10 protein-coding genes are annotated in these 14,123 nt (G+C 49.4%); 9 read left to right on the forward strand and 1 reads right to left on the reverse strand.

Annotated elements, in window-relative coordinates; translation table 11 throughout:
• Nucleotides 1-27 precede the first annotated feature (27 nt).
• The 9 genes from BGO59_RS28485 (at nucleotide 28) to BGO59_RS28525 (ending at nucleotide 12,484) form a co-directional block, all read left to right on the forward strand.
• Nucleotides 28-2,388, forward strand: a complete 2,361-nt coding sequence (locus BGO59_RS28485; protein WP_293689487.1) for an FtsX-like permease family protein — start codon at nucleotides 28-30, stop codon at nucleotides 2,386-2,388.
• Nucleotides 2,389-2,554: 166 nt separating this feature from the next.
• On the forward strand, nucleotides 2,555-3,100 hold the full coding sequence (locus BGO59_RS28490) for an RNA polymerase sigma factor (RefSeq protein WP_020594712.1): 546 nt from the start codon (nucleotides 2,555-2,557) through the stop codon (nucleotides 3,098-3,100).
• Entirely contained in the window at nucleotides 3,075-3,911 is an 837-nt protein-coding gene (locus BGO59_RS28495; RefSeq protein ID WP_293689489.1) for a HEAT repeat domain-containing protein, read from the forward strand. The genes BGO59_RS28490 and BGO59_RS28495 overlap by 26 nt, the downstream gene beginning before the upstream one ends.
• Nucleotides 3,912-3,995: 84 nt before the next feature.
• Nucleotides 3,996-4,862, forward strand: a complete 867-nt coding sequence (locus tag BGO59_RS28500; protein WP_293689492.1) for a DUF4097 family beta strand repeat-containing protein — start codon at nucleotides 3,996-3,998, stop codon at nucleotides 4,860-4,862.
• A complete protein-coding gene (locus BGO59_RS28505; protein ID WP_293689494.1) occupies nucleotides 4,862-5,770 on the forward strand; it encodes a DUF4097 family beta strand repeat-containing protein in 909 nt (302 codons plus the stop codon). The genes BGO59_RS28500 and BGO59_RS28505 overlap by 1 nt, the downstream gene beginning before the upstream one ends.
• Before the next feature lie 152 nt (nucleotides 5,771-5,922).
• Complete coding sequence (locus BGO59_RS28510; protein WP_293689497.1) at nucleotides 5,923-7,101, forward strand: serine hydrolase; 1,179 nt, start codon at nucleotides 5,923-5,925, stop codon at nucleotides 7,099-7,101.
• 170 nt (nucleotides 7,102-7,271) lie between these two features.
• Nucleotides 7,272-9,623 (forward strand): ABC transporter permease, encoded by a 2,352-nt coding sequence (locus tag BGO59_RS28515; protein ID WP_293689500.1) that lies wholly within the window; start codon nucleotides 7,272-7,274, stop codon nucleotides 9,621-9,623.
• Nucleotides 9,624-9,712: 89 nt separating this feature from the next.
• Nucleotides 9,713-12,088, forward strand: a complete 2,376-nt coding sequence (locus BGO59_RS28520; RefSeq protein ID WP_293689503.1) for an ABC transporter permease — start codon at nucleotides 9,713-9,715, stop codon at nucleotides 12,086-12,088.
• 102 nt (nucleotides 12,089-12,190) lie between these two features.
• Entirely contained in the window at nucleotides 12,191-12,484 is a 294-nt protein-coding gene (locus BGO59_RS28525; RefSeq protein ID WP_293689506.1) for a hypothetical protein, read from the forward strand.
• A gap of 105 nt (nucleotides 12,485-12,589) precedes the next feature.
• Here BGO59_RS28525 and BGO59_RS28530 read toward each other — a convergent pair whose 3' ends face one another.
• A complete protein-coding gene (locus BGO59_RS28530; protein WP_293689509.1) occupies nucleotides 12,590-14,026 on the reverse strand; it encodes a SusD/RagB family nutrient-binding outer membrane lipoprotein in 1,437 nt (478 codons plus the stop codon).
• Between the last annotated feature and the right edge of the window lie 97 nt (nucleotides 14,027-14,123).

Raw genomic sequence — 14,123 nt, forward strand, 5'->3', positions numbered from 1 at the left:
TTCGTTTCTTTATTCCGTCCACTTCTCATGTTCCGTAACTATCTCAGCATCACGACTCGTAACCTTAAACGCAACTTCCGGTACGTTATCATCAACGTACTGGGGCTCAGCATCGGGATCGGTTTTGGGTTATTGGCTTTTCTGAATTACCAGTACGCTCATACCTTCGACAACTGGCACAGAAACCGAGCCCGCATTGTTCGGGTCGAGAGCGTTAAAGCGGATAACCTGGCGCTGTATGGCACTTGCCCATCGCCACTGGCTACAGATGCCCAGCAAATTTCGGGTGTTGAAACGGGATTACGATTTGAGGCCCGCCGGGCAGTAGTCAAGTACGGAGACAATACCTTTAACGAAGTCCTGAATTTTGCCGACCTGAATTTCTTCCGCGTATTTGATTTTAAGATCATCAAAGGTTCGGCCGATTTTTCTGACCCGTCGAGCGTTCTGATTTCAAACGAAATTGCCACAAAGTATTTCGGTAATGAGAACCCGATTGGCAAATCTATTATCGTCTATGCCGATCAGCCATTCAAAAAAGCACTGACCGTACGCGGTGTGATCGATAGCCAACAAAAGCAATCCAGCATCCGATTCGACTTTCTGACGCACCTGTCCAACCAGTTCGACAACAACAAACCCGTCGATTACACCAACTGGGAATACCGGGCCGATGCCGTATTTCTCTTGCTAAAACACGCTTCCGACCGAACGGCGGTTGAAGCCGCGCTGGCTACCTTTGTGGCTCGTCAGCAATCGGCCGACCCAGAGTGGAAAATCAGCCGGTTCGTCGTTGAGCCCTTTGCCACAGTAGCTCTTTCCGGCCGTAGCCTGCGAAACAACAGTTTGTATCCATCGCTGCCCTCTGCGGCTGTTTGGGGAACCGTGGCAATGGCTATCATGATTCTGCTGACGGCCGCTCTCAATTTTGCCAATATGACCATTGCGGTCTGTAACGGACGCCTGCGCGAAATAGGTGTCCGGAAAGTGCTGGGGGGCACACAAAGCCAGTTGGTGGTGCAATTACTTACCGAATCGAGTGTGATCTGCACGCTGTCCATTTTGCTGGGTATGATTCTGGCGTATCCGATTGTGAGCTGGTACAACCATATGTGGTCGTATCTGGAACTGACCATCGACTATACCCAGCCTACGGTACTTGCTTTTCTGCTTGGCTTATTGATTTTTACTACCCTTCTGGCGGGTTCGTATCCTGCTTTTTATGTGAGTGCCTTTCGCCCGACTCATATTTTCCGGGGAGCGTTGCGGTTTGGCGGCTCAGGGCTTTTCTCCCGCGTTATGATGGGCATGCAGATTGCCATTTCCCTGACAGCCGTGGTTACCGGACTTAGTTTCGAACGCAATGCTGAGTTCAATCGAACCGCCAATGTGGGTTATGACCGGCAAAATGTTATCGGAGCTTATGTGTATGATGAATCGACCTGGCAGGTTTTCAAAACAGCGGCTCAGTCGATTCCCAACATTGAAGCCGTTGGTGGTACGCAGAATCTGCCCGGATTTAGCTTCAGCATGACCAATTTTAACCTGACTAGTGAATCGCACGAGAGTATGCTGTATAACGTGGGCGATGATTTTCTGCGAATGCTCCAGATTGAGCTTCTTGATGGTCAGCCACTGCTCCCGCTTCAGGGCGACCAGCCCGCCCAGACAGTACTGGTCAACGAAACGTTTGTGCGTGAATTTGGTGAAGGTAAACCACTCATCGGTCAGTCCATTCGACTTGATTCAACCACGTATCAGATTGGCGGAGTCGTGCGCGACTTTATGACCAATACACCGTTTCGCCCCATTTCTTCGGCTATTATCCGGCCCGTACCGCCCAGCCGGTTTGTTTATTTTATTGCCCGCGTGAAGGCCGAACACCAAAAGCAGGTATTTGCCGCACTCGAAAAGACCTGGAAGCGGCTGTTTCCCTACAAACCGTTCGATGGTGTTTACCTCAACAATGCGCTGGCCGAAGCCGAATCTGTGTCGACCAGTATTGCTGAAACAATGGGCGTTTTCTCGCTGGTAACGGTATTACTGGCTATTTCGGGCCTGTTTTCGTTGATCTCGCTCAATGTTCTGAAACGGATGCGTGAGGTGGCTGTTCGGCGAGTGTTAGGCGCTACCGGAGCCCAGGTCGGCTGGGTACTGCATAAGAACTACTTGTGGATTCTGGCCATAGCCACGCTTATCGGTTGCTCGTTAGGCTACTATATGGCGATCATGCTCATGAACAGCGTGTTTAAAATCAACAATGGCGTTTCGGCGGTCGCTATCATCCTCTCAGCTATAGCTGTGCTGACCATCGCCTTTTCAACCATCCTGCTCAAGCTCTGGCAAACCCTCCAGCTAAACCCAGTCGATGCGTTGAAGGCAGAATAAAACCCCTATCTTAACGATATTCTATCTTTATTTCCTCTCCTTCACTTTCTTCTCAAAAAATTTTTCACTTTCTCTGTAACCTTGGTCAACTTCCGCAGTTTCCAGTCCAAAACCCACTAAACGCAATAGCAAAAACGGTTTGAACGCGCTGACAGACAACGCACTCATGCTGCAGGTAAAAGCAGGAAATCTGGACACGATGGGCTTACTCTTCGAGCGATACCATCGGCCCTTGTTCGGCTTCCTGTTCCATATGACCAACCAGCGGGAGGCTAGTGAAGATATGCTGCAAACGGTGTTTTACCGGATGCTGAAATACCGGCATACCTTCACGGGCGATGGCGAGTTCAGAAGCTGGATGTATCACCTGGCCCGCAATGTTCTGGTCGATCATAGCAAGCAGAACAAACAAAGTTCGCAGCAATACGACCTGGCCGATGTAGCGGAACGAATTAGCGGGGGGCCAATGGCCGACGAGCGATTCCAGAAAGAACAGGAACTGGATACGCTGAACCGGGCCATGGCCAAATTGAGTCCTGATAATCGCGAAGTGTTGGTGCTAAGCCGGTATCAGGAATTGAAGTACGAGGAAATTGCCCGTGTACTCAACACGACAGAAGGCGCGATAAAAGTGCGGGTACATCGGGCGATGGCTGAGTTAAAAAAAATTTATCTGACTCTTGAGAATGGAAAAACTGCCTATAAACTGTGAACAAACGCAGGAGCAATTCAGCGAATGGCTCAGTAACCAGCTACCCGATGGCGAACGAGCGATTATGGAAGCGCACCTGGCAGACTGTTCGGCCTGCCGGGAAGATGCCGAATCGACCCGGCAACTCTGGCAACTAATGGGCAAATCGACCTTGCCCGAACCCAGTGCAGCCGCACGCGTACGGTTCCAGGCTATGCTCGACACGTATAAAGACACAATGGCTGTCGAAAAGGAAAGTGTATTTGAAACGTTACTGGCCAAACTTCGCCAGCTCTGGACACCTCAGTACGCCATGCGGCTGGTCTATAGCGTAGCTCTGCTGGCCGTCGGAATAGCGGCCGGTTACTGGTTTCAGCGGTCCAATGCCCCCACCGTAGCCTATCAACAGCAGGTCGATACACTATCGCGGCAGGTGGAACAGATGCGCCAGATGATGATGCTCTCACTGCTGGAAAATCCGGCAGCTTCCGAGCGGCTTCGGGCAGTGAGTTATACGGAAGAAATCAATGAGGTTGACGATAAGGTCATCGACGCCCTGCTGACAACATTAAACAACGACTCAAACGTGAACGTCCGGCTGGTTACGCTCGAAGCGCTGGCCAAACTGGCCGATAATCCAAAAGCCAGAGAAGGGCTGGTCCAATCGATTGCCCAGCAAGACTCGCCCCTGGTGCAGTCGGCACTGGCCGATGTGATGGTAAAATTGCAGGAAAAACGATCCATTAAACCCCTTCGGCAATTACTCCGCGACGATAACCTGAACCACATGGTCAAGGGTAAAATTGAACAAAGTATTCGGGAACTGTCCTGATTGTAACGCGGGTGGAAACCCACAACTCTGTCTAGAATCGCGGGTTTCCACTCGCGTTACTAAAACCATAACCCCAAAAAAACTATGCAACTGTTTATGATCCCCGTTTTGGCGGGGCTGGTGATCTCTTGTGCCCAAACACCGGCCAGCGCCCAGGAAGCCAAAGAGCACATCCGTAAAGAATTTACGGTCTCGAAAAGCTCCAGCAACGTATTTGCTCTGTACAACATCAACGGCTTCGTGAAAGTCGAAGGCTACTCGGGCGACAAAGTCATTGTGGAAGTCGACAAAGCGATCACGGCAAAAACCAATGCCGACCTGGAAATTGGCAAGAAAGAATTTCAACTTGGCTTCGACCAGAAAGGCGACAGCGTTACAGTTTACATCGCTGAGCCGTTCGATTCGCGTCCTCGTCGGCAACGGCATAACAACTGGAACAATGACCGTGATATTGAGTATGATTTTACCCTCGATTTTATGGTGAAAGTACCCAACCACATGAACCTGGTTGTCTCAACAGTGAACCGGGGTGAAGTGACGGTGAACGATGTGAGTGGCACGGTGAAAGCCCGGAATGTAAATGGCGCTATTACATTGACCAACATCAAAGGTACCACCGATGCCAACACAGTAAACGGAGCCGTCGATATCAAGTACCTGGGCAATCCGCCCGAAAACTCGTTTTATCATACCATCAACGGCGATATCCGGGTAACCTATCCGGCCAATCTATCGGCCGATATTCAGTTCAAGAGTATGCACGGAAGTTTTTACACCGACTTTCCCAATGCCGAAACCTTACCGATGGAGGCCGTTAAATCCGAACAGAAAACGGGGAATGGCACTGTCTACAAGCTCAACAAAACCACCGCTGTCCGTATTGGCAACGGAGGCAAAACATTCAAGTTTGAAACACTAAACGGAAGCATTTACATTAAAAAACAATCCTGATGAAAACGATTAAAATAACGAAATTGACAATGCATAATGCACAATGCCTACTGAAAAAAGGCTTTAGTTTCGGGTTCCTATTCATTATTCATTATTCATTATTCATTGGCTTCAGCCCATTGCTGGCGCAGAATGACGTAAAAGAACAACTGGTTGTCCCCCTGAGTGATCCTGGTAAGCCGGGTACGCTACGGACCAATTTAATCAACGGCTCAATCACAGTGGTTGGCTATAGCGGCAAAGATGTCGTGATTGACATCACATCCAGCGGAAGCCGTCGCGATGGCGACCGCGACAGAGCCCGAGATCGCGATCAGGGGGCATCGGCAGGTATGAAACGAATCAACGCTGGTAATCCGCTCGATATAAGTGCCCGTGAAAAGAATAATACGGTAAACGTAGAAGCCAACTCGATCAATCAGCCTATTGATCTGACTATCAAAGTACCTCAGCAATTTAATTTGCGCATCGGTACAGTTAATCATGGCGAAATCTCGGTCGATAATGTATCGGGCGAACTGGAAGTCAACAACGTCAATGGCGCTATTGAACTGACGAATGTATCGGGTTCTGTGGTTGCCAATACGGTAAACGGTGCCGTAAAAGCCAGCTTCAAGACTGTCAATACCGATACGCCAATGGCCTTTTCGACACTCAACGGTAATGTGGATGTAACCTTCCCGGCCAATGCGAAAATGAACGTCAAACTCAAATCTGATCGGGGCGATATGTACAGTGACTTCGATATTGACGTAGACAAGACCCAATCGAAAGTGAACCGGACCAATCAGAACGGTATGTATCGGGTAAGCATTGACGATTGGGTGCAGGGCAAAATTAACGGAGGTGGCCGCGAAATCATGATGAAAAACATGAACGGCAACATCTACATCCGCAAAGCCAAGTAAGGTTTATGGTTTACAGTATTCCGTTTACGGTGGCTGACGCATCAACTCCTCTTGCGACAGCTACCGTAAACGGAATACTGTAGCCAGCATGCAACCCCACCGTGTCAATTTGCATCCTGCTATTGATACAACCCTCAAACCAGCTCAATCCCATGAATGTCTGGCTCACGTCTGTCCTCTTGCTTGTCACCCTGGTAGCCGAACCCGTTCACCCGAAACGTCTACCGATTGTAGTCAGGCTACCCGAAAAAGCATCGACCGATAATCCCCTCGAAACCTACGTCGATTCACTGGTCGAACGGGCTGCTCAGCAATTTATGCGGATGCCTCAGGCTGTCGGACTTTCCATCGGGATTATCAAAGACGGACAGCCATTTATGTACAACTACGGAACCATCGAACGGGGCCGACATCAACTCCCAACCAGCCAGACCGTTTACCCGATTGCCTCCATCACCAAGACATTTACCGGAGCTTTGCTGGCTCAGGCCGTAGTGGATGGCAACGTAAAACTCGACGACGACGTTCGTACCTACCTGACCGGCGATTACCCAAACCTGACCTACCAGGGGCATCCTATTCGGTTATTTCATCTGATTAATCATCGGTCGGGCCTACCCTTCCTCCTACCCAACAAACCTGAGGCCTTCAGCAACACCAATACACCCGCGTCGGCCGTGGCTATGGACCTTATGCGCCCCTACAGCCGGGCCGATTTTTATGCCGACCTGCATCAGGTTACACTGGACACGATTCCGGGTGTTGCTTTCAAGTATTCGAATACAGGGGCTCAATTGCTGGGGTATATTTTAGAACGCGTTTACGGCCAATCGTTCGAACAGCTTATCCACCAAAAGCTGACCCGGCCACTGGCGATGAGCGATACAAAAATTACGTTGACGCCTTCGGCTCAGACCCGCGTAGCCAAAGGCTATGACTGTGAAGGCATTCTGATGCCCGATAGCCCCGACGAACTTCAGGCTGCCGGAGCGTTAAAATCGACCGTTGCCGATATGCTGAAATACGTTCAGTGGACTATTTCCGAAAAGTCCCTTACGGCAAAATTAACCCATCAGCCAACCTGGACGAACGGTGGTCAATATGCATCGGGCTTAAACTGGCAAATGCTTCAATCGGCAGCCAATCGGGTAATCTGGCAGGATGGTAACATTCCAGGTTTCAGTAGCTTATGCGCCAACTACCCAGAGCAGAATCTGGGTATTGTCGTTTTCGCAAACGAGTGTGACCGCACAACCGCTTCCCGAATTAAAGCCATGACCAATCAGATCATAAAACAACTGGACGAACGGGCTATATCACTACCTAACTAACTTTCCGAACCAACTATCATTAATACTGCCTGTCCGCAACTGAACTAAACCCGTCCGAAACCGGACGCAGTTGCTTCTTATTTCCAAAGTAAATAATTGACAATCAGGAGAGTAAAACAGATGGTATAATATTTGAGCATACGTTACCCAACCTAAACGAACGGGATACGATGCTTAGCAATTATCTAAAAATAGCACTCCGTAATTTCTGGCGAAACAAGCTTTATACCAGCCTGAATGTCGGTGGCTTGGCTATTGGCTTAGCCGCCTGTTTGCTAATGGTTTTGTACGTTGACCACGAGTTTTCGTATGATCAGTTTCATCCCAAAGCCAGACGGATTGTTCGGGTAACCAGTGTAATGAAAACGCCAGAGTCATCGCTGGCTATAGCTTCTGACCCAATACCACTAGCCCCCACCCTGAAACGAGATTACCCAGAAGTAGAGACCGCCGTTCGCTTTCTAATGACGGGGGGAACTGTCAAAACGAACGATAAGCTAGTCAACCAGGCTGATGTATACTATGCCGATAACGACGTTTTTTCGGTATTTGCCTATCCATTTTTAGCGGGTAATCCGGCTACGGCTTTAGTCAATCCCAATAGCGCTGTCGTTACCGAAAAGTTCGCCCATAAATACTTCGGCAAAACGGATATACTAGGCAAATCGATTGAGATCAATAAGACTACTTATCAAATTACGGGCGTTATGGCTAACCTGCCCAGTAATACCGATCTGCCTATCAGCGCCTTACTGTCTAAAAAGCAATCTGAATCAACGGATTGGCTGGGCGATGATTTCCCGGCTTATACGTACATACTGTTTAGGAACGAGCCAAACCTACCGGATTTCTCAAAAAAGCTGGCTAAACTGTCAAAAAAATACCTGGCTCCTGCGCTAAAAAAAGCAGGCGCCGAAAATTACTCGATTAACTTTGACCTAGAGCCGCTGACCGATGCCCACTACAGCCAGGGCAAACTAGAAGATACGCCAAAAGGCAATCGGCAATTCAGTTATTTGTTTGCCTTTCTGGCCGTATTTGTGCTGGTAATTGCCCTTCTGAACTACATCAATCTGCTGACAGCCAAAGCAACGGAACGAGCCAAAGAAGTGGGTATTCGTAAAGCAACGGGAGCGCAGTATGGCCAATTGGTCCGACAGTTTCTGCTCGAATCGCTTTTGCTCAGTGGTTTATCCATTGGCATTGCCCTTGGCTTATTGCAATTAACGATTCCGTTGTTCAACGACCAGCTGGCTATTCAGATGCAGTTTGGCTGGGCCGAAGCCGTTTCAGTAGTTGTTTGTACCTGGCTCATAGTCACGCTATTGGGAGGACTATACCCCGCTTTCGTACTATCAGGCTATCGGCCTGTTGAGGTCTTGAAGGGGCAGCTAACCAGTCATGGACAGGGCTTGTGGCTCCGGAAAACAATTATCGTATTTCAGTTTGTGCTGGCAGTGAGCATGATCGCTGGTGTATTGGTTATTCATCGGCAGATGCATTACCTCCAGCATTATGACGTTGGTTATACCCGCGAACAAATCCTTAGTCTTTACTTACCCGATGATTCGACTGCCCGGGCGGCTGCACCCGCCTTTGCCAATAGTTTGAAACAACATTCGGAAGTCGATGGTATAACGCTGGGATTCGGCTTAGCAAACGGGCCAATGGCGATGTCTTCAACGACGATTCGAACCAATGGCAAAAAACGGGAAGTGATGAGCAATTACCTGTTCATCGACGATAAGTTCGTACCACTCCTGAATATAGGCTTGAAAGCCGGGCGAAATTTATCTTCCCAATACAAAACAGATCTGAACGGAGGCTTTCTGGTCAATGAGGCTTTTGTAAAAATGGCGGGCTGGAAACAGGGTGAAGGACAGGCTATTTCAGGATTTGGTCATAAAGGCACAGTAGTAGGTGTTTTAAAGAATTTCAATTATCGCTCCCTGCACAATCCAGTTGAGCCATTGGTACTCATCTACTGCACTGTCCCGGCCATTAATGTAATGGCCCGTGTAAGGCCAAGCGCATTACCGATCATACAAACAATCTGGCAACAACACTATCCTAACTATCCGTTTGAGTACAGCTTCCTGGATACATCGTTCGATTCGGAGTACCGAAAAGATCGGCTTATGATGATGATTTTCAATTGTTTTGCCGGGCTTACTATTTTGGTTTCCTGTCTGGGGCTCTTTGGCCTGATAGCCTTTACAACCGAGCGCCGAACCAAAGAAATTGGCGTTCGAAAAGTACTGGGGGCATCGGTAGCCAATATTGTTACGCTACTCACCAACGATTTCCTGAAACTGATTGGTATAGCCATTCTGATTGCCAGTCCGCTAGCCTGGTGGGCCGCCGATCGCTGGCTACAGGCGTTTGCGTATAAAACCGATCTGTCGTGGTGGGTATTTGCCCTGGCGGGGGTTCTGTCCATCGCCATTGCCTTGCTGACGATTAGTTTCCAAAGTATAAAAGCGGCCCTGATGAATCCTGTTAACTCACTTAAAACGGAATAGAAGGAGGAAGGCAAAAAGGAGAAAGAAACCAATTATGCTCACCTCTTCTCCTTTTTCCCTTCTCCCTTCTCCCTTAATGCCCTCTTCCCATGCTCCAAAACTTCTTTAAAACGGCCTTTCGAAATCTCTGGAAACACAAGCTGTTTACCTTCATCAACATCTTTGGCCTGGCGTCGGGGATGCTGGTGTGTATGTTGGCGATGATCGACATAAAAGGGGCTTTTGACTACGACACCTTTCATCCGAACGCCGACCGAACGTACCGGATTCTTACCGACGTCACGACGACCAGCAACGACAAACAGGGATTTGCCACCTCGCCCTTACCCCTGGCAGAAACCCTAAAACGTCAATACGCTTTTGTGGACCGGGCCACCCGAGTCATTCGTCACAATGGCGACTTTACGGCCAATCGAAAACAATTGCCGGTAGTCTATAGCGCTGTTGATCCTGATTTCTTTACCCTTTTCGGCTTTCAACTGGCAAAAGGACAAGCTGCTATTACACCACGCACAGCCGTACTTACTCCCCAAACGGCAGCACGTTTTTTCGGCACAGCCAATCCAATTGGCAAACGCATCGACCACCCCGAGCTAGGTGCGTTGACTATTTCCGGTATTTTGGCTGAACCACCCGCTAAAACCCACCTGAATTTCGATGTACTGATTTCAACAGCCTCCCTTTCTGGTTCGGATTGGAATCAATTACGCACTAACTGGAAACAGTATACGCAAGGGTATACGTACATCTCGCTCAAGCCCGGCACCTCTGCTGATGCGCTCACAAATGTGCTACCTGCCTTAGCTGCTCAGGTAACCAAAGGCTTACACTTTGCCAACGAAAAAGGGTATACGTTCCGCAGTCAGTCGTTGGCAACCCTTTCACCATCGCGGGAAGAGTTGATGCTGGGCACCTATGAACCTTCGTCGGGTAAGTTGGAAACCGAAATGATCGTTGGCTTACTTACGCTGTTGCTGGCTTCGTTCAACTACATCAACCTGACCCTGGCCCGCTCCCTGAGTCGCGCCCGTGAAGTCGGAATCCGGAAAGTAGCTGGCGCCTTGCGCTGGCAACTGATGGGACAGTTTATGGCCGAATCAGCCATCCTATCCATTCTGGGGCTTGGCTTAGCGTATGGGATGCTGCAATTGGTAAAACCTATGCCTTTTGTACAACAATGGCTCATTGGTGGCGTACAGTGGGAGCAGGATGTACGCGTTTGGATTGTGTTCATTCTCTTTAGCCTGATCACGGGTATGCTGGCGGGTCTGTTGCCTGCCCGTGTTCTGTCGGGATTTCAACCAGCTCAGGTGCTAAGGAGCCAAACGGGTCTGCGTGTATTCCGGGGCATTACGTTACGCAAGTCACTGATTGTGATTCAGTTTTCGATTTCACTGGTGGCCATGATCGCTTTGCTGGGTATGGCTCGGCAGCAACATTACATGGGTACGGCGGACTATGGTTTTCAACGGGATAATGTGCTGACGATCCCGCTAAACGGTTCTTCTGCCGGACGGTTATCGACAGAAATCAATCGTCTGGCGGGCGTAGAGCACGTTAGCGCTACTGTAGCCAGGTTAGGCGATCATGGTGGTAACGGGCAAATGGTGCACCGTCAGCGAACCGGGGGCGATTCCGCAGCAACGGATGTTTTTTCAACCGATACGAATCTTCTATCAACCGTTGGGCTAACGTTAGTAGCAGGTCAGAATATGCCCGCATCGGTATCCGATTCAGCATCGCATCTTGTTCTGGTCAATGAAGAAGCCGTGCGGGCGTTTAAGCTGGGCGAACCGGGAGCCGCCGTAGGCCAAACGCTCTGGCTGAACGACAGCACCGAGGTTCAGATCGCAGGTGTTGTGAAAGATTTTCAGTTTACCACGATGGCCATGAAAATACATCCGCTGATGCTTCGCTACCAACCTGACCAATTTCGGTTTCTGAATGTAAAAGTGGCCGACGGCAATCCCGAAGCCGTTAAAGCCAGCATTGCCCAAGTCTGGAAACGGCAGAATCCGTACGAGCCTTTCGAAGGAGTCTGGTACGATACCTATCTGTCCGACCGACATAGCCATACCGACGACATTTCCTTTATGGGGTTATTGATTGGTTTTGCGTTATCGATTGCCTGTCTGGGGCTATTGGGTATGGTCACGTATACGACCCAGCTACGCACTAAAGAAGTGGGTATTCGTAAAGTTATGGGCGCCCGTATCGATCAGGTTATCTGGTTGTTATCGTGGGATTTCCTGAAGCTATTATTGATTGCCGGTGCCATTGCCCTTCCTATTGGGTATCTGGCCACCAGTTTCTTTCTGATGTCCTTCGCCTATCACATTTCGGTAGGTGTGGGTATGTTAGGTGCCTGTTTTGGCACGATGTTACTTTTAGGCGGTTTAACGATTGGCTGGCGCACGTATCGAACAGCGCTGACCAATCCAACGGATAGTTTACGGTCTGAATAGCGGTATGCGTGGAGCAGGGAGCAGGGTGTTTTGCTCCTTACTCCCTCCATGCACCCTGCCTCACGCAAAATACATTTCAATCAAATTCCTTTTCCTAACACTATGTCATACATCGCTATACCTATTTCTTCGATGCCTGGGAAGCAGGAAATCGAAATCGACGTGACCATCAATGGACAGAAGCAGGCACTGCATTACCGGGTCGAACTGTTCTATTGGAGCGATTGCCTGGTGCCCACCTTCGACCGAGTCGAATGCATCCGACAGTTGCTCTCTACGTATGACCAGGATTGGACACTCTATTACATTGGCTCACCAACGGATGAGTTTGTACCGATCACCTTCGTTAAAAAAGAAGATCTGGCTAAACAGCGAAACCTGCTGATGAGCCGATAAGATAACCTGATAAGTTGCTAATAGAATGATGAATCAGAAAGGGCCAGTCAGCTTGACTGGCCCTTTTTTCGGGTCTACGGTATTTGGTTCACCACACCCTATAAACTACTTATAAATCGCCAAGGCCTCAAACGTAGCGGGTACAGGCTTCGGTGTACTTGGGTTCGAGTTGATCTCATTTTGCGGGTAGATAAACCGCCAAGGCAGTTGGGTACCACTATTCGGCGTCAGCTTGATCCCATACGCTTCGGTCCGAGTCCGGCGTTCATCGTTCCAGCCAATATGCTGCCCGTAAAAGGAAACGTACCGTTCCTGCAAAATTTCGCGTAGCAACGCGTTATTGGCTGTAATACCATCAGCATTTTCAATCCCGCCAGCCGCAAAATCAGCCGCTACGTACGGCTCATATTTGTAGGAACCCGCCGTTAGATAAGCCGCGTTGATGTTACCACCCGTGTTCAACCAGGCCCGGTATGCATTCAAATGACCCAGGGCCACATCAAACCCTTTACCCGAACGCAAGGCGGCCTCGGCCAATGTCAGGCTATTCTCCTGATACGTAACCAGCGGGAAACTGGCACTCTGCGCGAAGAAACCCGTTGTACCCGTTGTGTTCGGTTCCATTTTGCCAGGGCTGTTGACGCCGACTTCCAGGTAATAAAACTTGAACCGGGCTGTCTCAATTGTTTTCGAGTTTCCTCTGTAGCGGGCACTTGTCGGATTGAGCAACGTCGTGTTATAAGCGCCCACCGCGTTTATATCACCTGTCCGTGAACTAGCCAGAAAAGACCAGTATTGGTTCTGGTTTACGTTGGCGGTGTTGCCATGTGGCGCATATAACGAATTGGCAAATACACTGATCCCGCTTTGAGCGGCTATATAGGCTTCGTCATACTTCTTCAGATCGGTCAACAGACGCGCTTTCAGCGTGTAGGCCACCTGCGTCCATTTTGTGGCATCGCCCCCAAAGTGAATGTCTTCGGTCGTCACCGTCCCGACACCCGATTTCAGATCGGTAATGGCCTCATCCAGCGAAGCCAGGAGTTTGGTATACACGGTTGGCTGGGCTTCAAAAGCTGGGTTCGGATACTTTGTATTATCGCCCGCCTGATCGAAGGGAATATCACCCCACAATTCCGTCCCCGTAGCCAGTGCATTGGCCCGCAGAATTTTAGCAATCGCAACCATTTTACGATTACCCAGTGCCGTTGCCTGCCCAATGGTCAGCAGCGCATTGGCATTAGTGGCCTGATATACCAGATTCCAGTCGCCATCGTAAATCCCGGCCGACACGTTGTAATTATAATAATCCAGCCATTGCCTGTCGGCCCCGGACGCGTAACCCGACCAGATGGTTGTCAATCGGCTAGCCATACCCTCCTGCGTAGCCATGTTGGCAATCTCAGTCCCGGTCAGCAACAGACTGGCGGTCGATTTAGTAGGGTTGTTTGGGTCTACGTTCAGATTCTCAACAATCGACGAGCAGGCGAATAGCTGAAGACCAAACACAAGGGCGAAAACTGATCTATAGAGTCGTTTCATGAAGATTTCAATGGTTAGTGCATACTGGATAATGGATAATGGATAATGGATAATGAATAATGGTGGTTAGCCTGAGACCTCATTGTACATTGTGCAT

The organism is Spirosoma sp. 48-14 (assembly GCF_001898575.1).
In the GTDB taxonomy this organism is placed as follows: domain Bacteria; phylum Bacteroidota; class Bacteroidia; order Cytophagales; family Spirosomataceae; genus Spirosoma.